Consider the following 18,594-nt stretch of genomic DNA (forward strand, 5'->3'; position numbering starts at 1 on the left):
AGCCCGCTCCCACATTTTTTACTGCATTTCAAGCCTGGGACTTATCAGTCCACTTTCTCGAACTTCAAATCCCAAACCCCATGCCCGAGTCGCTCGCCGCGACGTTCGAACTTGGTGATCGGCCGCTCGGCCGGGCGAGGGACGCATTTGCCGTCTTCCGCCAGGTTGCGGTAGCCAGGGGCGACGTTCATTACTTCCAGCATGTACTCGGCATACGGTTCCCAGTCGGTGGCCATGTGCAGGATGCCGCCCACTTTCAGCTTGCTGCGCACCAGTTCCGCGAAGGAAGCCTGGACGATGCGGCGCTTGTGGTGGCGGCTCTTGTGCCAGGGGTCCGGGAAGAACAGCATCAGCCGGTCGAGGCTGTTGTCGGCGATGCAGCGGTTGAGCACTTCGATCGCGTCGCAGTCGTAGACCCGCAGGTTGGTCAGGCCCTGAGTCAGCACGCCGTTCAGCAGCGCGCCAACACCCGGACGGTGTACTTCAACCCCGATAAAATCCTGCTCCGGCGAAGCCGCGGCCATTTCCAGCAGGGAATGGCCCATGCCGAAGCCAATCTCCAGGGAGCGTGGTGCCGAGCGGCCAAACACCTGGTCGTAATCCACCGGCGCGTCTGCCAGCGGCAGGACGAACAGCGGCGTGCCCTGCTCCAGGCCCTTTTGCTGGCCCTCGGTCATGCGACCGGCGCGCATCACAAAACTCTTGATGCGGCGGTGCTTGGACTCGTCGCCTTCTTCCAGGGTGTTCGGCGTTTCGTTTGATTCAGTCATCAATGGCTCTTACTTGATCAGACCATCCAGCGGCGAGGAGGCGCTGGCGTAAAGTTTTTTCGGCATGCGCCCGGCGAGGTACGCCAGGCGGCCGGCGACGATTGCGTGTTGCATGGCTTCGGCCATCATGATCGGCTGCTGGGCATGGGCGATGGCCGAGTTCATCAGCACCGCATCGCAACCCAGTTCCATGGCGATGGTGGCGTCGGAGGCAGTGCCCACGCCCGCATCCACCAGCACCGGGATCTTGGCTTCTTCAAGGATGATCTGCAGGTTGTACGGATTGCAGATACCCAGGCCGGAACCGATCAGACCGGCCAGCGGCATCACCGCGATGCAGCCGATTTCGGCCAGTTGGCGGGCGATGATCGGGTCGTCGCTGGTGTAGACCATCACGTCGAAGCCTTCCTTGACCAGGGTCTCGGCGGCCTTGAGGGTTTCGATCACGTTGGGGAACAGGGTTTTCTGGTCGGCCAGCACTTCCAGCTTCACCAGGTTGTGGCCGTCGAGCAGCTCACGGGCCAGGCGGCAGGTGCGCACGGCTTCGATGGCGTCGTAGCAACCGGCGGTGTTCGGCAGGAAGGTGTAGCGATCCGGCGACAGCACTTCGAGCAGGTTCGGCTCGCCCTCGATCTGGCCGAGGTTGGTGCGGCGCACGGCGAAAGTAACGATCTCGGCACCCGAGGCTTCGATGGCCAGGCGGGTTTCTTCCATGTCGCGGTACTTGCCGGTGCCGACCAGCAGACGCGACTGGAAGGTACGACCGGCCAAGACGAAAGGCTTGTCGCTACGAACGATGCTCATGGGAAATCCTCGAGTTGGGGTGAGGTTCTGCAGAATGCGGGTTGGCGCCCTGGAGCGCCGGACGGCTAGCCGCCGCCGATGGCGTGGACCACTTCGACCTGGTCACCCTCGGTGAGCGCGGTCTCGACGTGCTGGCTACGCGGGACGATATCCTGGTTGAGCTCCACTGCGACGCGGCGTCCGGTCAAGTCCAGACGGGTCAGCAGGGCCGCAACGGTTTCACCGTCGGGCAGTTCAAAGGGTTCGCCGTTCAACTGAATGCGCATGCCACGGGCCGCCATCGTTTTTAGGGGCCAGCATTCTAGCGTGATTGACGTTGCTGGCCCAAGCCCCTTGGTCAGGCAGCCTGTAGACGCCACGCCGCCAAACCGAGGAAGAACCAGCCCAGCAGGAACGCCAGGCCACCAAACGGGGTGATGATGCCGAGCTTGCTGATGCCGGTCATGGTCAGCACATACAGGCTGCCGGAGAACAGCAGGATGCCCACGGCAAAAGACACACCCGCCCACGTCACCAGCCTGCCCGGGATGTGCGCCGCCAACAGTGCCACGCCGAACAGCGCCAGGGTGTGCACCAACTGGTAGGTCACGCCGGTGTGGAAAATCGCCAGGTACTCGGCGCTCAGGCGGTTTTTCAGGCCGTGGGCGGCAAACGCACCCAGGGCGACGCCGGTGAAACCGAAAAAGGCAGCCAGCATCAGAAAGCCACGCAACATGAGGAACTCCAGTCAGACTCAGGGGGCAGGGTCTGTATAATGGCCCGCTCAACGGGTTCGGCCAAGCCATCTCTATGCTGCGTCTCCTCTTCAAGCGTTTTCTCAAAGCCCTCAAGTGGTTTGCCATCGGCAGCGTGCTGCTGGTGCTGCTGTTCCGTTTCGTGCCGCCACCGGGCACTGCGCTGATGGTTGAGCGCAAGGTCGAGTCCTGGGTCGACGGCGAGCCGATTGACGTACAGCGCACGTGGGTGCCGTGGGATCAGATCTCCGACGAACTGAAAGTGGCGGTGATGGCGGGCGAAGACCAGCGCTTCCCGCAACATTGGGGTTTTGATTTCGACGCGATCCAGGCGGCGTTGCTGCATAACGAGCGCGGCGGTTCGATTCGCGGCGCCAGCACCTTGAGCCAGCAGGTGTCGAAGAATCTGTTTTTGTGGACCGGCCGCAGCTATTTCCGCAAGGGCCTGGAAGCCTGGTTTACCGGGCTGATCGAGATTCTCTGGCCCAAGCAGCGAATTCTTGAGGTGTACCTCAACAGCGTGGAGTGGGATGAAGGCGTGTTCGGCGCCGAAGCGGCGGCGCGGCATCACTTTGGCGTGAGCGCCAAGGCGCTGACCCGCCAGCAGGCCAGCTACCTGGCGGCGGTGTTGCCTAACCCGCGGGTGTGGAGTGCCAGCCATCCAACGTCGTATGTCGCGCGACGGGCGGCGTGGATTCGGCAGCAGATGAGTCAGTTGGGTGGCGACAGCTATTTGAATGAGCTGAACAACTCGCGCAAGGCGCCTTGGGCTGACTGACACCCCACAAAACAACTGTGGGAGCGGGCTTGCTCGCGAAAGCGGTGTGCCAGTCAATACCTTAGGTGACTGATCCACCGCTTTCGCGAGCAAGCCCGCTCCCACATTTCGATCGCGCTGTCCTAGCTACCTGTGTCAGGCGGCGATCGACAGTTTCAGCTTGTTCATCGCACTCTTCTCGAGCTGACGAATCCGCTCGGCCGACACGTTGTACTTCTGCGCCAGGTCGTGCAGCGTGGCTTTTTCTTCTGCCAACCAGCGCTGGTAGAGAATGTCACGGCTGCGGTCGTCCAGCACTTCCAGCGCTTCGTGCAGGTTGTGATTGGAGTTGTCGCTCCAGTCGGCATCTTCCAGCTGACGCGCCGGGTCGTACCGGTGGTCTTCCAGGTAGTTGGCCGGCGATTGGAAGGCACTGTCGTCGTCCGCTTCGGCGGCCGGGTCGAAGGCCATGTCATGGCCGGTCAGGCGACTTTCCATCTCGCGCACTTCACGTGGCTCTACGCCGAGGCTTTCGGCCACGCGATGCACTTCTTCGTTGTTCAGCCACGCCAGGCGTTTCTTCTGGCTGCGCAGGTTGAAGAACAGTTTGCGCTGGGCCTTGGTGGTCGCGACTTTCACGATGCGCCAGTTGCGCAGGATGAATTCGTGAATTTCCGCCTTGATCCAGTGCACAGCAAACGACACCAGGCGCACACCCATTTCCGGGTTGAAGCGCTTCACAGCTTTCATCAGGCCAACGTTGCCTTCCTGAATCAGGTCAGCCTGGGCCAGGCCGTAGCCGCTATAGCTACGGGCGATATGTACGACAAAACGCAGGTGGGCGAGCACCATCTGCCGAGCCGCCCCCAAATCCTGCTCATAGTAGAGACTCTCGGCCAGTTCACGCTCCTGCTCGGGCGTCAGCAATGGAATGCTGTTGACCGTGTGCACATAGGCCTCCAGGTTCGCACCCGGGACCAGAGCATAAGCAGGTTGCAAAGAAGTGGTCATACGAAAAAACCTCCGACTCACATAACTCGTGCAGTTCAGCACTGCGAAAATTGACCGGGAACCGTAGGACAAGTTCCCTAAACCACTGATACGGTCAATACAAACGAAACCACATTACCCTGACATTAACTACTTCGGTGCCAGCTCACGTAAATGCCGTGCGACCGCAATCCAAGCACCGATATACCCCAAGAGCACTGCCCCAAGCAACAATGACAGACCATCGGCTGCCGGCACGCCGGCCAGGGCAAAATCGCTGCCGTACAAACCGGCAAGCCCCACCACCGCATCGTTCAGCCAGTTCAGGCCAAAAGCCAGTACGCCCCAGGACAAAATTCCCGCACCGAAGCCATAAAGCGCGCCCATGTACAGAAAAGGCCGACGCACATAGCTGTCAGTGCCGCCGACGAGTTTAATCACTTCTATCTCGGTGCGGCGGTTTTCAATATGAAGACGAATGGTATTGCCTATCACCAAAAGTAATGCAGACACCAGCAACACCGTCAGGCCGAACACAAACCGGTCGCCCAGCTTGAGAATCGCGGCCAACCGCTCTACCCAGACTAGATCAAGTTGTGCCTGTTGGACCTTCGGCAGCTCTGCGAGTTTTTGTCGCAGGGCTTCCAGGGTGGTCTTGTCGACCTCGTTCGGGGTGACCAGCACCACGCCCGGCAGCGGGTTTTGCGGCAACTCCTTGAGCGCCTCGCCCAGGCCGGACTGTTGCTGGAACTCTTCCAGGGCTTGATCGCGGCTGATGTACTCAGCCTCGGCCACACCCGGAATGCCCTTGATCTGGTCGCGCAGGGACTCACCGTCCTGGGCGCTGGCATCCAGGTTCAGGTACAGGGAAATCTGCGCCGCCCGCTGCCACGAACCGCCAAGGCGCTCGACATTGTTCAGCAGCAATGACAAGCCCATGGGCAGGCTCAAGGCCACGGCCATGACCAGGCAGGTAAAAAAGCTGCCGATCGGCTGCTTGCCGAGGCGGCGCAGGCTGTCTACCAGGCTGGCACGGTGGCTTTCGATCCAGGCATGCACCAGGGTGCCGAAATCCGGGCCATCGTCTTCGTCGCGTTTTTTCTTCTGTGGCTGCGGGTCGGCCGCCTTTGGCGCGACGCGCTCGGAAACCTTCGGGCTGCGTGTTGCACTCATACCCCAGCCTCCCCGTCACCGATCAGGCGGCCGCGTTGCAGGGTCAGCATGCGGTGGCGCATGCGGGCGATCAGCGCCAGGTCGTGACTGGCGATCAGCACGCTGGTGCCCAGGCGGTTGATGTCTTCGAACACGCCCATGATTTCTGCGGCCAGGCGCGGGTCGAGGTTACCGGTGGGTTCGTCCGCCAGCAGCAAGGCCGGGCGATGGACGATGGCGCGGGCGATGCCGACGCGCTGTTGCTGGCCGGTGGACAGGTCGCCTGGGTACAGGTCGGTCTTGTCCGACAGCGCCACGCGCTCCAGGGCCGAATCCACGCGCTTGACGATTTCGGCCTTGGACAGACCGAGAATCTGCAACGGCAAGGCGATATTGTTGAACACCGTGCGATCGAACAGCAACTGGTGGTTCTGGAACACCACGCCGATCTGGCGACGCAGGAATGGAATCTGTGCGTTGCTGATGGTTGCCAGGTCCTGGCCCGCCAGCAGCAGTTTGCCGGTGGTTGGGCGCTCCATGGCCAGCAGCAGGCGCAACAAGGTACTTTTACCGGCACCCGAATGGCCGGTCACAAACAAGAATTCGCCGCGACGCACCCGGAAACTCAGCTCATGCAAGCCGACATGCCCGTTGGCGTAGCGTTTACCGACCTGTTCGAAACGAATCATGAACGCTCCCGCTCGGCAAACAGTGCCTGTACAAAGGGTTCGGCTTCAAAAGTGCGCAGGTCGTCGATGCCTTCACCGACGCCGATGTAACGAATCGGCAACCCGAACTGCTTGGCCAGGGCGAAGATCACACCGCCCTTGGCCGTGCCGTCGAGCTTAGTCAATGCCAGGCCGGTCAGCTGGACCGTCTGGTGGAATTGTTTGGCCTGGCTGATGGCGTTCTGGCCGGTACCGGCGTCCAGCACCAGCAATACCTCGTGGGGCGCGTCGGCATCGAGCTTGCCGATCACGCGGCGAACTTTCTTCAGCTCTTCCATCAGGTTGTCTTTGGTGTGCAGGCGACCGGCGGTATCGGCGATCAGCACATCAATGTTGCGCGCTTTGGCGGCCTGCACCGCATCGAAGATCACCGAGGCCGAATCGGCGCCGGTGTGCTGGGCGATGACCGGGATCTTGTTGCGCTCGCCCCAGACCTGCAATTGCTCCACGGCGGCGGCACGGAAGGTGTCACCGGCGGCGAGCATGACTTTCTTGCCTTCCAGTTGCAGCTTCTTCGCCAGCTTGCCGATGGTGGTGGTCTTGCCGGCGCCGTTGACGCCAACCACCAGGATCACAAACGGCTTTTTCTGCGTATCGATGATCAGCGGCGCTTCCACCGGCTTGAGCATGTTGGCCAGCTCGGCCTGCAGCGACTTGTAGAGCGCATCGGCGTCGGTCAGTTGCTTGCGCGCGACCTTCTGGGTCAGGCTCTGGATGATCACGGCGGTGGCTTCGACGCCCACGTCGGCGGTCAGCAGGCGGGTTTCGATGTCCTCCAGCAGCTCGTCATCGATGGTCTTTTTGCCGAGGAACAGGCTGGCCATGCCTTCGCCGATGCTGGCGCTGGTCTTGCTCAGGCCTTGCTTGAGGCGGGCGAAGAAACCGGTCTTGCCGGTTTCGGCAGGAACAGCAGGCTCTTCGATGACTGCTGGCGCGGCGACCGCGACCGGAACAGGTTCGGCGACCACCGGTGCAGGCACCTCAACCACTGGCGGCGCCTGGACCACAACGGGCGCAGGCTCCACGAGGGCCGGAATCGGCGGCGCCACATGCGCGGCCTGCTCGTCTTCAACCAGTGCTACAGGCTCTTCTGCCACCGGCAACACCAGCCATGGCTTGTGCTCTGGCTCTGGCTCTGGCTCTGGCGCAGGTTCTGGCTCAACCACCGGCTGCAACACCGGCTCGGCCATCGGCAACACCACCGGGGCCGGTGTTTCGGCAACCGGTTCGGCTTCTACTATGGATTCGGGGATCGGTTCAGCTTGAACCTGCGGCTGTTCGACGACGGTTTCCTGCGGCTTTTTGCGCAGCCATCCGAACAGGCCTTTTTTCTCGCCAGCCGCAGCTGGGGTCTTCTTGTCGTCGTTGGAACCAAACATGGAGACGGCTATCTCAAGGTAGCGACGCGCCAGGGGGCGTGCCGGTAAATAAAATTCGATGCGTAACAGACTGTTTTTTAGCCAGCTCGTTCATGCGCAACATTTTGTAAGGCCTAAATAGAGCCTTAACAAGACAGCCATAGTGGCCGTCCCTAGGTCGGACCAGTATCCTAGCACCTCCTCGCCCGCCGACGCTAAGACCAAGCGGGCAGCCCAACAGGTTTAAAAACGAATGAATGCTCTAGCCCGCCGCGCCGCAGGCCTGCTGCTCAGCACAGTTTGTCTGCCCCTTTCAGCTTTGGCTGCCGACCCACAACCCACCCACGAATTCACCCTGGACAACGGCCTCAAGGTCGTCGTGCGCGAAGACCATCGCGCCCCGGTGGTGGTTTCCCAGGTCTGGTACAAGGTGGGCTCCAGCTACGAAACCCCGGGCCAGACCGGTTTGTCCCACGCCCTGGAACACATGATGTTCAAGGGCAGCGCCAAAGTCGGCCCCGGCGAGGCTTCGTTGATCCTGCGTGACCTGGGCGCGGAAGAAAACGCCTTCACCAGCGACGACTACACCGCCTACTACCAGGTGCTGGCCCGTGACCGCCTGGGCGTCGCCTTCGAGCTGGAAGCCGACCGCATGGCCAGCCTGCGCCTGCCGGCCGACGAGTTCAGCCGCGAGATCGAGGTGATCAAGGAAGAGCGCCGGATGCGCACCGACGACAACCCGATGTCCAAGGCCTATGAGCGCTTCAAGGCCATGGCCTACCCGGCCAGCGGCTACCACACGCCGACCATCGGCTGGATGGCCGACCTGGACCGCATGAAGGTTGAAGAGCTGCGCCACTGGTACCAATCCTGGTACGTGCCGAACAACGCCACCCTGGTAGTGGTGGGCGACGTAACCCCGGATGAAGTCAAAACCCTGGCCCAGCGCTATTTCGGCCCGATCCCCAAGCGCGACGTCCCCCCGGCGAAAATCCCGCTGGAGCTGGCCGAGCCCGGTGAGCGCCTGCTGACTATGCATGTACAGACCAAACTGCCGAGCGTGATCCTTGGTTTCAACGTGCCGAGCCTGGCCACCGCTGAAGACAAGCGCTCGGTCAACGCCCTGCGCCTGATTTCGGCCCTGCTGGACGGCGGCTACAGCGCGCGCATCTCGACACAACTGGAGCGCGGCGAAGAGCTGGTGTCCGGCGGCTCGTCGAGCTACGACGCCTACACCCGCGGTGACAGCCTGTTCACCCTGACTGCCACACCGAACCTGCAAAAGAAAAAGACCGTGGCCCAGGCTGAAGCCGGCCTTTGGCGCCTGCTGGATGAGCTGAAGGCCAAGCCACCGAGCGCTGAAGAACTGGAGCGTATCCGCGCCCAGGTCATCGCCGGCGTGGTTTACCAGCGCGACTCGATCACCAGCCAGGCCACTGCCATCGGCTCCCTGGAGACGGTGGGCCTGTCCTGGAAACTCATGGACACCGAGCTGGCCGAGCTGCAAAGCGTCACCGCCGAAGATATCCAGAAAGCTGCACGCACCTATTTCACCCGCGAACGTCTCAGCGTCGCCCATGTCTTGCCTGAGGAGACCGCTCATGAGTGAACGTAAAAACAACCGCCTGGTGCTGCCCGGCCTGATCGTGGTGACTTTGGCTGCGGCCTGCGCGGTGTACTTGCTGCGCCCCAGCGAATCCGTCGCCAGCCAGGCGCTGGAGCAGGCCAAGTCCGCCAACAAGCTGCAATCCCTGGCCGAGCTGGACGACAAGGCGCCGACCAACCGCAAGCTCGACGTGCAAACCTGGACCACCGCCGAAGGCGCCAAGGTGCTGTTCGTCGAAGCCCATGAACTGCCGATGTTCGACATGCGCATCCTGTTCGCCGCCGGCAGCAGCCAGGACGGCGCAACACCAGGCCTGGCGCTGTTGACCAACGCAATGCTCAACGAAGGCGTGCCGGGCAAGGACGTCAGCCAGATTGCCGCCGGTTTCGACGGCCTGGGTGCTGATTTCAGCAATGGCGCCTACCGCGACATGGCGCTGGTTTCCCTGCGCAGCCTGAGCGCCAGCGACAAGCGTGACGCCGCCCTGTCACTGTTTGACGACGTGATCGGCAAGCCGACCTTCCCGGCAGACTCCCTGGCGCGGATCAAGAACCAGCTGCTGGCCGGCTTTGAATACCAGAAACAGAACCCCGGCAAACTGGCGAGCATCGAGCTGTTCAAGCAGCTCTATGGCGACCACCCTTACGCCCATCCGAGCGAAGGCAACGCCGAGAGCGTGCCGAAGGTGACTCTCGCGCAATTGAAGGACTTCCACGCCAAGGCCTACGCCGCCGGCAACGCAGTGATTTCTGTAGTCGGCGATCTGACCCGCGCCGAAGCCGAAGCCATGACAGCCAAGGTTTCCGCGTCCCTGCCAAAAGGCCCGGCGCTGGCGAAAATCGCCCAACCGGTCGAGCCCAAGGCTGGCACCACGCACATCGAGTTCCCGTCCAAGCAGACAACCCTGCTGCTGGCGCAACTGGGTATCGACCGTGCCGACCCGGATTACGCCGCGCTGTCCCTGGGTAACCAGATTCTCGGCGGCGGTGGCTTCGGCACCCGTTTGATGAGCGAAGTGCGCGAGAAACGCGGCCTGACCTACGGCGTATACTCCGGTTTCTCGCCGATGCAGGTACGCGGCCCGTTCATGATCAACCTGCAAACCCGCGCCGAAATGAGCGCCGGCACGCTGCGATTGGTGCAGGACGTACTCGCCGACTACCTCAAGACCGGCCCGACACAGAAAGAACTCGATGACGCCAAGCGCGAACTGGCCGGCAGCTTCCCGCTGTCCACCGCGAGCAACGCCGATATCGTCGGGCAGCTGGGCGCCATGGGTTTCTACAACCTGCCGCTGAGCTACCTGGAAGATTTCATGAAACAATCCCAGGCGCTGACCGTTGACCAGGTCAAAGCTGCTTTGAACAAACATTTGAGTGCCGACAAGATGGTCATCGTGACCGCCGGCCCGACGATTGCGCAAAAGCCACTACCGCCCCCCACTGATAAACCCGCCGAGCAACCGCTCGGGGTTCCGGAGCATTAATGGCCCGTCCATCCCGTCCCAAAAAACCTGTCCACAACGTTCACAACGGTGTGGGCCAACTGCGCATCATCGGCGGAGAGTGGGGCAGCCGTAAGCTGAGCTTCCCTGATGTCGTGGGCCTGCGCCCGACGCCAGACCGCGTGCGTGAAACCCTGTTCAACTGGCTCGCGCCGTATATCGCCGGGGCCAAGGTGCTGGACCCGTTCGCGGGTAGCGGCGCGTTGTTCCTGGAGTCGCTGTCCCGTGGCGCGGCGCTGGGCCAGGCGCTGGATGCCAGCAATGTGGCGGTCGCCAGCCTCAAGGAACACCTGGGCACCCTGCGTTGCACCACCGGGCAAGTGCAGACGGCTGATGCGTTGCGCTACCTGGAAACCCAGGAAGCCCGTGAGTTTGACGTGGTGTTTCTTGATCCGCCGTTCAACCAGAACCTGCTGCCGACTGTATGTGCGCTGCTGGAAGAGCGTCAGTGGTTGGCGCCGGATGCCTGGATCTACACTGAAAGCGAGACGGCACCGTCCACACTCGGCCTGCCGGGCACGTGGCGCCTGCACCGCGAGCAGAAATCCGGGCGGGTGTATTACGCGTTGTGGCAACGCACCGTGTAGGAGCGAGCTTGCTCCCGAAGATCGTTAACGATGACGCGGGAAACCAGGGGAACGCGGTGATCTTGAGTTTTTCGCGAGCAAGCTCGCTCCTACAATGATTGGAGCAAGCCCATTCGGCACCGAGAATTTCATGACTCCGCCCCTCGACCGCTTCTCCCCCGCCTTCGGCCTCGGCAACCCGCACCTGCAAACGCTGTGGGGACCGCTGTGGCGCAAAACCACCCACATCGAACGCCAGCGCGAACGGCTGTGGCTGGCAGACGGCGACTTTCTCGACCTCGACTGGCACGGGCCCCATGAGGCAACCACCCCGTTGGTGCTGGTCCTGCATGGCCTGACCGGCTCGTCTAACTCGCCCTATGTAGCCGGCCTGCAAAAAGCCCTCGCAACCCAAGGCTGGGCCAGCGTCGCGCTGAACTGGCGTGGCTGCTCCGGCGAACCCAACCTGCTCGCCCGCAGCTACCATTCCGGCGCCAGTGAAGACCTGGCCGAAACCATCGCTCACCTGCGGGCCAAGCGCCCGTTGGCGCCGCTGTATGCGGTGGGGTATTCACTGGGCGGCAATGTGCTGCTCAAGCACTTGGGTGAAACCGGTGAAGCCTCCGGGCTGCAAGGCGCGGCAGCGGTGTCGGTGCCGTTTCGCCTGGATCAGTGCGCCGATCGCATTGGCCTGGGCTTTTCTCGGGTTTATCAGAAGCATTTCATGCGCGAAATGCTGGCCTATATCCGCGTCAAACAAAGCCGGTTTCTCAAGGATGGCCGCGAGGCAGGCCTGAAAACCCTCGCCGACCTGGGCTCGCTGGAGAAGATGCGCACGTTCTGGGACTTTGACGGCCGCGTCACCGCGCCGCTGCACGGGTTCCTCAGTGCCGAGGACTACTACCGCCGCGCCTCCAGCCGCTACTACCTCGGGGGCATTCGCACACCAACCCTGATCATCCAGGCCGCGGACGACCCGTTCGTGTTCGCCCACAGCCTGCCCGAGGCCAGCGAACTGTCGGATTGCACCGAGTTCGAACTGCTGGCCAAGGGCGGGCATGTCGGGTTTGTGGACGGCTCACTGAAACAGCCAACTTACTACCTGGAACGGCGAATCCCGGAGTGGCTACTGACACAACGCCGATAAAAATGTGGGAGCTCCCACACTTTGGATCAGACCGGGTCAGGTAGACCTCAGTCGCCTGTTGCAACTTCCCGCTTTGGATCAGTGATCCACTCGCTCCACGACCCCGCGTACAACTTGCCCAACGGGTAACCCGCCAGGCACAGCGCAAACAGGTTGTGGCAGGCAGTCACGCCGGAGCCGCAGTAGGCCACCAGGTCATCCGGCGAGCGGTCTTGCAGCTTGGCGGCGAAGCGTTGCTTGAGCTGGTCCGCCGGCAGGAAACGGCCGTCGCTGCCCAGGTTTTCATTGAACGCGGCACATTGCGCGCCGGGGATATGCCCGGCAACCGGGTCGATCGGCTCCACTTCACCACGAAAACGCGGCTGGGCGCGGGCGTCGATCAGGGTCAGGCCGGGCTGGCCAAGGCGTTTCTGCAGGTGTTCGGCGTCCAATTGCAGGTGGTTGTCCGGCGTGCCGCTGAAGGTGCCGGGCTCGATCACCGGCGCATCCAGGCTCAACGGGAAGCCCGCCGCGTGCCAGGCTTTCAGGCCGCCATCGAGGATGAACACGCCGTCGCGCTTGCCCAGCCAGGCCAGCAGCCACCAGGCACGGGCGGCATAGGCACCCGGGCCGTCGTCATACAAAACGATATCGCTGTCGGCGTTAACGCCCCATGCCCGCAGTTGCCGGATAAACGCATCCGGCGCCGGCAACGGATGGCGACCGGTCACGCCCTTGATTATCGGCCCGCTGAGGTGGCGCTCCAGGTCGGCATACTGCGCCCCTTCGATATGCCCTTCGGCGTAGCTGCACAGGCCGTAGTCCGGGTCTTCCAGGGCAAAGCGGCAATCGAGGATCACCAGCCCGCCGGACTTCTGGCGCTCGGCCAGTTGCTGGGGGCTGATCAGTTGGGCAAGCGGCATGACTGACTCCTGTGGCTAGGTTAGCGTTCGGGAAACATCCTACTTCACTTCTTCCAGCGCCTGATTCAACGGCACGTAAAACTCTTTGAACAGTGCATCCACCGCGTCCTTGGCCTTGGGGGTGATAAACCCGGCTTCCAGCACCAGCACCTGGTATACACCGCGCTTGATGGCCTCAGCGCTCAGGTGCGTGGACTTTTCATTGGTGGTGCACAGGAAGCGCACCCATGAGGTGAGGATGATCCAGGCGTTGAGGGTCAGGGCTTCGGTTTGCACCGGGTCCATGTTCAGGATGCCGGCATCGACAAACCCCTGGTAGATGGCTGCGCCCTGGATCAGGCAACGCTGGGAGAACCTCCGATAGCCGGTGGCCAGCTCCGGGTCGCTTTCCAGCAGGTGTTCGAGGTCACGGTGCAGGAAGCGGTAGCGCCACATGCCGGCCAGCACCGCCTGCAGGTAGAAGCGCTTGTCTTCCACGGTCACCGCACGGCCCTGGGGCGGGCGCAGGAAACTGTCCACCAACGCTTCGTACTCACGAAACAGCACCGCGATAATCGCCTGCTTGTTGGGGAAGTGGTAGTACAGGTTGCCCGGGGAAATTTCCATATGGGCGGCGATATGGTTGGTGCTGACACTGCGCTCGCCCTGCTGGTTAAACAGCTCCAGGCTGGTTTGCACAATGCGCTCGCTGGTCTTTACTCGTGGTGCCATGGGAAATCAACTTCTAGACCCGTGATGGCGGCATCTTACGGACTATCCTTGTCCGGATAAATCGGCACGTTGTGCAATGTTATTTGACAATTTAGAGCAATGACTCTAAAAACTGAAGCATTCCAATAACAATCGGGAACTTCGCCATGTCTGCCAACGTTGCCTACCTGCAAGATTCCCAGGCGCTGGACCAACTCCAGGAACTGTTCGACGCCCAACGTCGGGCCTACGCTGCCAACCCGATGCCGCCGGCCGCCCAGCGCCAGCAATGGCTCAAGGCCTTGCGCGAGCTGCTGAGTGACGAGCGCCAGGCGCTGATCAACGCCATCAGCAGTGATTTCAGCCACCGCAGCGCCGACGAAACCCTGTTCGCCGAACTGATGCCCAGCCTGCATGGCATTCACTACGCCAGCAAACACCTCAAGGGTTGGATGAAACCTTCCCGCCGCGCTGTAGGCATTGCCTTCCAGCCCGCGTCCGCCAAGGTCATCTATCAACCCCTGGGTGTGGTCGGGGTGATCGTGCCCTGGAACTATCCGTTGTACCTGGCCATCGGCCCGCTGGTGGGTGCATTGGCGGCCGGCAACCGGGTGATGCTCAAGCTCAGCGAATCCACCCCCGCCACCGGCCAGTTGCTCAAGACGCTGCTGGCGAAGATCTTCCCCGAGGACCTGGTGTGCGTGGTGCTCGGCGAGGCTGAAGTGGGCATGGCGTTTTCCAAGCTGCGCTTCGACCACCTGCTGTTCACCGGCGCCACCAGCATCGGCAAGCACGTGATGCGCGCGGCGGCCGAACACCTGACGCCGGTCACCCTGGAACTGGGCGGCAAATCACCGGCGATTGTTTCCGCCGACGTGCCGCTCAAGGACGCCGCCGAACGCATCGCCTTCGGCAAGGCGCTGAATGCCGGGCAAACCTGCGTGGCGCCGGACTATGTGCTGGTGCCGGAAGACCGTGTAGACGGCTTCGTCGAGGCCTACAGCAAGGCGGTTCGCGGGTTCTATCCGACCCTGGCCGACAACCCGGACTACACCGCCATCATCAACGAACGACAGTTGGCCCGGCTCAACGGCTACGTGAAAGACGCCACCGACAAGGGTGCCACCCTGGTCCCGCTGTACGACCAGGGCCAGGACCGCCGCATGGCCCACAGCCTGCTGCTGAATGTCAGCGACGAGATGACCGTGATGCAGGACGAAATCTTCGGCCCGGTGCTGCCGATCGTGCCGTATCGCGGCCTCGACCAGGCCTTTGCCTACATCAATCAGCGCCCTCGCCCACTGGCGCTGTATTACTTCGGCTACAACAAGGCGGAACAGAACCGCGTACTGCACGAAACCCATTCCGGCGGCGTGTGCCTGAACGACACGTTGCTGCACGTAGCCCAGGACGACATGCCCTTCGGCGGCATCGGCCCGTCGGGCATGGGCCATTACCACGGCCATGAAGGTTTCCTGACCTTCAGCAAGGCCAAGGGCGTGCTGATCAAGCAACGCCTGAACGCGGCCAAGCTGATTTACCCGCCCTATGGCAAATCCATCCAGAAGTTGATCCAGAAGCTGTTCGTCCGCTAACAAACCCATCACCGGGATAACAATAAGAATGAACCCTAGCCTGACTGAATCACCCGCGCTGTCACGGCGCGGCGTCTTGAAACTCGGCCTGTGCGCCAGCGCCTTCCTGGCCACCGCCGGGCTGGGCGCCAGCCTCAGCGGCTGCTCCAGCAGCACCCCGGCCAGCGGCTTTGCGATGTTGCGCAGCAGTGACCTGCCGTTTTTGCGGGCAGTGATTCCGGTGCTGCTGGAGGGCGTGGCCAGCGCCGAGATAGTGGTGGCCGGCATCGACGACACCCTGAAAAAGCTCGACTTCAGCCTGCAACACCTGTCGCCCGAGATGTTCAAGCTGACCCAGCAACTGTTCGACGTATTGGGCATGGCCATCACCCGTGGGCCCCTGACCGGCGTGTGGGGCAGTTGGGAAAACGCCAGCGCCGAGCAGATCCGCAACTTCCTGCACCGCTGGGAAAACAGCTACCTGAACCTGCTGCGCATGGGCCAGGGCTCGTTGCTCAAACTGGTGATCATGGCCTGGTATTTCCGCCCCGAGTCCTGGGCGCATTGCGGCTACCCCGGCCCACCGAAAATCTGATTCGCATCCCGATAAAAACAAGAGACGACCCTGATGCCCGTACCTGATCTGTTCCGCGATGGCATGGCCCGCGGCTGGAAAACCCACAATGGCGCCGCCCTCGACCAGGACCTGACCCTGGAGGCTGACGTCGCAATCATCGGCAGCGGTGCCGGCGGCGGCACCACCGCCGAAATCCTCAGCGCCGCCGGCTACAAGGTGCTGTTGATCGAAGAAGGCCCGCTGAAAACCAGCAACGACTTCAAGCTGCTGGAGGACGAGGCCTACGCCACCCTGTACCAGGAAGGCATCGGCCGCATGAGCAAGGACGGCGCTATCACCATCCTGCAGGGCCGCGCGGTCGGCGGCACCACGCTGATCAACTGGACCTCCAGCTTCCGCACCCCGGACCCGACCCTCGCCCACTGGGCCAGCGAGTACGCGGTCAAGGGCCACAGCAGCGCCGAAATGGCGCCCTGGTTCGAAAAAATGGAACAACGCCTGGGCATCGCGCCTTGGGCCATGCCACCGAATGCCAACAATGACGTGATCCGCAAGGGCTGCGAAAAGCTTGGCTACAGCTGGCACGTGATCCCGCGCAATGTGCGCGGCTGTTTCAACCTGGGGTATTGCGGCATGGGTTGCCCGGTCAACGCCAAGCAATCAATGCTGGTGACCACCATTCCGTCCACCCTGGAGAAAGGCGGCGAGCTGCTGTACCTGGCCCGTGCCGAACGCCTGAAGTTCAGCGGCGACACCATCACCAGCCTCGAATGCGTGGCCATGGATCAGTATTGCGTGGCACCCACCGGCCGCAAGATCACGGTCAAAGCCAAGCATTACGTACTGGCCGGCGGCGGCATCAACAGCCCGGCGCTGCTGCTGCGCTCGGACGCACCCGATCCCCACTCGCGCCTGGGCAAGCGAACCTTTTTACACCTGGTGAATTTTTCCGCCGGGTTGTTCGACGAGGTGATCAACCCGTTCTACGGCGCGCCGCAGTCGATTTATTCCGATCACTTCCAATGGCAGGACGGCACTACCGGCAAAATGTCCTACAAGCTCGAAGTACCGCCACTGCATCCGGGCCTGGCCAGCACCTTGCTCGGCGGCTACGGCACGCAGAACGCGCTGGACATGGGTCAACTGCCGAAAACCCACGCCATGCTTGCGCTGCTGCGGGACGGCTTCCACCCCGACAGCCCGGGTGGCACAGTCGAATTACGCGGCGATGGCACACCGGTGCTCGATTATCAGGTTTCGCCCTACGCCTGGGACGGCCTGCGCCGGGCATTCCACAGCATGGCGGAGATTCAGTTTGCCGGCGGCGCCAAGTCGGTGATGCCGCTGCACGGCGATGCGCGCTACGTGAACACCTTGGCTGAAGCCCGCAGCATGATCGACGGGTTGAACCTCGAATTGCACCGAACCCGGCTCGGCAGCGCTCATGTAATGGGCGGTTGCGCGATGGGGGAAGAACCGAAAAACGCCGTGGCCGACAGCCTGGGGCGCCATCATCAACTGCGCAACTTGTCGATCCACGATGGCTCGCTATTCCCCACCAGCATTGGCGCTAACCCGCAGTTATCGGTGTATGGATTGACGGCGCAACTGGCGACGGCATTGGCCGAACGTCTGAAAACGGCCTGAAAAAACCGGGTATTCGCGGTGTCTATAGTGCTTTCTTCTGAATAAGTTGACTTGGCCGACCGGGATGGCTGCGATACCATCCGGTTCCCCAACGGACTCCGCCAGGACGACGCGATGAACCGAGTGTTGTACCCAGGTACCTTCGACCCAATCACCAAGGGCCATGGCGATCTGGTCGAACGCGCCTCGCGCTTGTTCGACCATGTGATTATCGCGGTCGCTGCCAGCCCCAAGAAAAACCCGCTGTTTCCCCTGGAACAGCGCGTGGAGCTGGCCCGTGAGGTCACCAAGCATCTGCCCAACGTTGAAGTGGTCGGCTTCTCGACGCTGCTGGCGCACTTCGCCAAGGAACAGAACGCCAATGTGTTCCTGCGCGGCCTGCGGGCGGTGTCGGATTTCGAATACGAATTCCAGCTGGCCAACATGAACCGCCAACTGGCGCCGGACGTGGAAAGCCTGTTTCTTACGCCTTCGGAACGTTATTCGTTCATTTCCTCGACGTTGGTCCGGGAAATCGCGGCGTTGGGCGGGGATATCACCAAGTTCGTGCACCCGGCTGTGGCGGATGCTCTCACCCTGCGATTCAAGAAATAATCCCGGACTGCAGGAGCTGGCTTGCCAGCGATCCAGGCGCCACGGTGCAACTGACCCATCGCCATCGCCGGCAAGCCGGCTCCTACTGTCCATCGCTGTGACTCGCACTGCGGGCGCCAATGCGGCACAATTGCGCGCATTAGTTTTCAGATGCCTTGGCTGACAGCCCTGGCAGGAGTTTCCATGTCCCTGATCATCACCGACGATTGCATCAACTGCGACGTCTGCGAACCCGAGTGCCCGAACGCTGCCATTTCCCAGGGTGAAGAGATCTATGTGATCGACCCCAACCTGTGCACCCAGTGTGTCGGCCACTACGACGAACCCCAGTGCCAGCAGGTTTGCCCGGTGGATTGCATTCCGCTGGACGAGGCTCATCCGGAAACGGAAGAGCAACTGATGGAGAAGTACCGGTTGATTACCGGGAAGGCCTAAGTCCCTTGGCGCTTCATTAAGCCCCTTCGCGAGCAAGCCCGCTCCCACATTCGACCGAG

20 protein-coding genes are annotated in these 18,594 nt (G+C 62.1%); 10 read left to right on the forward strand and 10 right to left on the reverse strand.

Annotation, left to right across the window (positions count from 1 at the left end):
* Positions 1 to 44 precede the first annotated feature (44 nt).
* The 4 genes from trmB to HX821_RS03485 form a co-directional block, all read right to left on the reverse strand.
* Entirely contained in the window at positions 45 to 770 is a 726-nt protein-coding gene (gene trmB / locus HX821_RS03470; RefSeq protein WP_003213778.1) for a tRNA (guanosine(46)-N7)-methyltransferase TrmB, read from the reverse strand.
* A 9-nt stretch (positions 771 to 779) separates the two neighbouring features.
* Positions 780 to 1,574 carry a thiazole synthase gene (locus HX821_RS03475; RefSeq protein ID WP_093204048.1) on the reverse strand — a complete coding sequence of 265 codons (795 nt, stop codon included), beginning with the start codon at positions 1,572 to 1,574 and terminating at the stop codon, positions 780 to 782.
* 65 nt (positions 1,575 to 1,639) lie between these two features.
* Positions 1,640 to 1,840, reverse strand: a complete 201-nt coding sequence (gene thiS / locus HX821_RS03480; protein ID WP_008434168.1) for a sulfur carrier protein ThiS — start codon at positions 1,838 to 1,840, stop codon at positions 1,640 to 1,642.
* A gap of 71 nt (positions 1,841 to 1,911) precedes the next feature.
* Positions 1,912 to 2,289, reverse strand: coding sequence for a DUF423 domain-containing protein (locus tag HX821_RS03485; RefSeq protein WP_003213781.1), 378 nt, complete (start codon positions 2,287 to 2,289; stop codon positions 1,912 to 1,914).
* A 74-nt stretch (positions 2,290 to 2,363) separates the two neighbouring features.
* On the opposite strand from HX821_RS03485, the gene mtgA reads away from it, so the two are divergent.
* Positions 2,364 to 3,086 (forward strand): monofunctional biosynthetic peptidoglycan transglycosylase, encoded by a 723-nt coding sequence (gene mtgA, locus HX821_RS03490; RefSeq protein ID WP_102370102.1) that lies wholly within the window; start codon positions 2,364 to 2,366, stop codon positions 3,084 to 3,086.
* A 135-nt stretch (positions 3,087 to 3,221) separates the two neighbouring features.
* Here the strand turns inward: mtgA and rpoH are convergent, their stop codons facing one another.
* The 4 genes from rpoH to ftsY form a co-directional block, all read right to left on the reverse strand.
* A complete protein-coding gene (gene rpoH, locus HX821_RS03495; RefSeq protein ID WP_003176698.1) occupies positions 3,222 to 4,076 on the reverse strand; it encodes an RNA polymerase sigma factor RpoH in 855 nt (284 codons plus the stop codon).
* Positions 4,077 to 4,205: 129 nt separating this feature from the next.
* Positions 4,206 to 5,228, reverse strand: coding sequence for a permease-like cell division protein FtsX (gene ftsX / locus HX821_RS03500; protein WP_003213783.1), 1,023 nt, complete (start codon positions 5,226 to 5,228; stop codon positions 4,206 to 4,208).
* Positions 5,225 to 5,896, reverse strand: a complete 672-nt coding sequence (gene ftsE / locus HX821_RS03505; RefSeq protein WP_003213784.1) for a cell division ATP-binding protein FtsE — start codon at positions 5,894 to 5,896, stop codon at positions 5,225 to 5,227. Before ftsE ends, ftsX begins: the two co-directional genes overlap by 4 nt.
* Positions 5,893 to 7,314 carry a signal recognition particle-docking protein FtsY gene (gene ftsY, locus HX821_RS03510; protein ID WP_177035299.1) on the reverse strand — a complete coding sequence of 474 codons (1,422 nt, stop codon included), beginning with the start codon at positions 7,312 to 7,314 and terminating at the stop codon, positions 5,893 to 5,895. The genes ftsE and ftsY overlap by 4 nt, the downstream gene beginning before the upstream one ends.
* 232 nt (positions 7,315 to 7,546) lie before the next feature.
* Here ftsY and HX821_RS03515 point away from each other — a divergent pair, with 232 nt between their 5' ends.
* From HX821_RS03515 to HX821_RS03530, 4 genes are all read left to right on the forward strand, one after another.
* Positions 7,547 to 8,902: a pitrilysin family protein gene (locus HX821_RS03515; RefSeq protein ID WP_003213786.1), complete on the forward strand. Its 1,356-nt coding sequence runs from the start codon at positions 7,547 to 7,549 to the stop codon at positions 8,900 to 8,902.
* On the forward strand, positions 8,895 to 10,385 hold the full coding sequence (locus tag HX821_RS03520) for a pitrilysin family protein (RefSeq protein WP_003213787.1): 1,491 nt from the start codon (positions 8,895 to 8,897) through the stop codon (positions 10,383 to 10,385). Before HX821_RS03515 ends, HX821_RS03520 begins: the two co-directional genes overlap by 8 nt.
* Positions 10,385 to 10,990 carry a 16S rRNA (guanine(966)-N(2))-methyltransferase RsmD gene (gene rsmD / locus HX821_RS03525; RefSeq protein WP_003213788.1) on the forward strand — a complete coding sequence of 202 codons (606 nt, stop codon included), beginning with the start codon at positions 10,385 to 10,387 and terminating at the stop codon, positions 10,988 to 10,990. Before HX821_RS03520 ends, rsmD begins: the two co-directional genes overlap by 1 nt.
* A gap of 130 nt (positions 10,991 to 11,120) precedes the next feature.
* Positions 11,121 to 12,116 (forward strand): hydrolase, encoded by a 996-nt coding sequence (locus HX821_RS03530; protein ID WP_177035300.1) that lies wholly within the window; start codon positions 11,121 to 11,123, stop codon positions 12,114 to 12,116.
* Positions 12,117 to 12,163: 47 nt separating this feature from the next.
* Here HX821_RS03530 and HX821_RS03535 read toward each other — a convergent pair whose 3' ends face one another.
* Together HX821_RS03535 and HX821_RS03540 are read right to left on the reverse strand one after the other, a co-directional pair.
* Positions 12,164 to 13,018, reverse strand: coding sequence for a sulfurtransferase (locus HX821_RS03535; protein ID WP_087693253.1), 855 nt, complete (start codon positions 13,016 to 13,018; stop codon positions 12,164 to 12,166).
* A 39-nt stretch (positions 13,019 to 13,057) separates the two neighbouring features.
* Entirely contained in the window at positions 13,058 to 13,729 is a 672-nt protein-coding gene (locus HX821_RS03540) for a TetR/AcrR family transcriptional regulator (RefSeq protein ID WP_003213791.1), read from the reverse strand.
* 146 nt (positions 13,730 to 13,875) lie between these two features.
* Between HX821_RS03540 and HX821_RS03545 the strand changes: the two genes are divergently transcribed.
* From HX821_RS03545 to HX821_RS03565, 5 genes are all read left to right on the forward strand, one after another.
* Entirely contained in the window at positions 13,876 to 15,303 is a 1,428-nt protein-coding gene (locus HX821_RS03545; RefSeq protein ID WP_177035301.1) for a coniferyl aldehyde dehydrogenase, read from the forward strand.
* A 28-nt stretch (positions 15,304 to 15,331) separates the two neighbouring features.
* Entirely contained in the window at positions 15,332 to 15,877 is a 546-nt protein-coding gene (locus tag HX821_RS03550) for a hypothetical protein (protein ID WP_003213794.1), read from the forward strand.
* A 33-nt stretch (positions 15,878 to 15,910) separates the two neighbouring features.
* A complete protein-coding gene (locus HX821_RS03555; RefSeq protein WP_177035302.1) occupies positions 15,911 to 17,506 on the forward strand; it encodes a GMC family oxidoreductase in 1,596 nt (531 codons plus the stop codon).
* 114 nt (positions 17,507 to 17,620) lie between these two features.
* Positions 17,621 to 18,100: a pantetheine-phosphate adenylyltransferase gene (gene coaD, locus HX821_RS03560; RefSeq protein ID WP_003176711.1), complete on the forward strand. Its 480-nt coding sequence runs from the start codon at positions 17,621 to 17,623 to the stop codon at positions 18,098 to 18,100.
* A gap of 183 nt (positions 18,101 to 18,283) precedes the next feature.
* Complete coding sequence (locus HX821_RS03565) at positions 18,284 to 18,535, forward strand: YfhL family 4Fe-4S dicluster ferredoxin (protein WP_003213796.1); 252 nt, start codon at positions 18,284 to 18,286, stop codon at positions 18,533 to 18,535.
* Positions 18,536 to 18,594: the final 59 nt, after the last annotated feature.

It is taken from the genome of Pseudomonas sp. B6001 (assembly GCF_013386015.1).
Taxonomy (GTDB): Bacteria; Pseudomonadota; Gammaproteobacteria; order Pseudomonadales; family Pseudomonadaceae; genus Aquipseudomonas.

Coding starts and splice junctions, on each gene's coding strand:
- ftsX (WP_003213783.1), bottom strand. CDS start 5,228: ATGAGTGCAACACGCAGCCCGAAGGTTTCCGAGCGCGTCGCGCCAAAG.
- HX821_RS03485 (WP_003213781.1), bottom strand. CDS start 2,289: ATGTTGCGTGGCTTTCTGATGCTGGCTGCCTTTTTCGGTTTCACCGGC.
- HX821_RS03540 (WP_003213791.1), bottom strand. CDS start 13,729: ATGGCACCACGAGTAAAGACCAGCGAGCGCATTGTGCAAACCAGCCTG.
- HX821_RS03530 (WP_177035300.1), top strand. CDS start 11,121: ATGACTCCGCCCCTCGACCGCTTCTCCCCCGCCTTCGGCCTCGGCAAC.
- mtgA (WP_102370102.1), top strand. CDS start 2,364: ATGCTGCGTCTCCTCTTCAAGCGTTTTCTCAAAGCCCTCAAGTGGTTT.
- coaD (WP_003176711.1), top strand. CDS start 17,621: ATGAACCGAGTGTTGTACCCAGGTACCTTCGACCCAATCACCAAGGGC.
- thiS (WP_008434168.1), bottom strand. CDS start 1,840: ATGCGCATTCAGTTGAACGGCGAACCCTTTGAACTGCCCGACGGTGAA.
- rsmD (WP_003213788.1), top strand. CDS start 10,385: ATGGCCCGTCCATCCCGTCCCAAAAAACCTGTCCACAACGTTCACAAC.
- HX821_RS03535 (WP_087693253.1), bottom strand. CDS start 13,018: ATGCCGCTTGCCCAACTGATCAGCCCCCAGCAACTGGCCGAGCGCCAG.
- ftsE (WP_003213784.1), bottom strand. CDS start 5,896: ATGATTCGTTTCGAACAGGTCGGTAAACGCTACGCCAACGGGCATGTC.
- HX821_RS03550 (WP_003213794.1), top strand. CDS start 15,332: ATGAACCCTAGCCTGACTGAATCACCCGCGCTGTCACGGCGCGGCGTC.
- HX821_RS03555 (WP_177035302.1), top strand. CDS start 15,911: ATGCCCGTACCTGATCTGTTCCGCGATGGCATGGCCCGCGGCTGGAAA.
- HX821_RS03545 (WP_177035301.1), top strand. CDS start 13,876: ATGTCTGCCAACGTTGCCTACCTGCAAGATTCCCAGGCGCTGGACCAA.
- trmB (WP_003213778.1), bottom strand. CDS start 770: ATGACTGAATCAAACGAAACGCCGAACACCCTGGAAGAAGGCGACGAG.
- HX821_RS03515 (WP_003213786.1), top strand. CDS start 7,547: ATGAATGCTCTAGCCCGCCGCGCCGCAGGCCTGCTGCTCAGCACAGTT.
- HX821_RS03520 (WP_003213787.1), top strand. CDS start 8,895: ATGAGTGAACGTAAAAACAACCGCCTGGTGCTGCCCGGCCTGATCGTG.
- HX821_RS03565 (WP_003213796.1), top strand. CDS start 18,284: ATGTCCCTGATCATCACCGACGATTGCATCAACTGCGACGTCTGCGAA.
- rpoH (WP_003176698.1), bottom strand. CDS start 4,076: ATGACCACTTCTTTGCAACCTGCTTATGCTCTGGTCCCGGGTGCGAAC.
- HX821_RS03475 (WP_093204048.1), bottom strand. CDS start 1,574: ATGAGCATCGTTCGTAGCGACAAGCCTTTCGTCTTGGCCGGTCGTACC.
- ftsY (WP_177035299.1), bottom strand. CDS start 7,314: ATGTTTGGTTCCAACGACGACAAGAAGACCCCAGCTGCGGCTGGCGAG.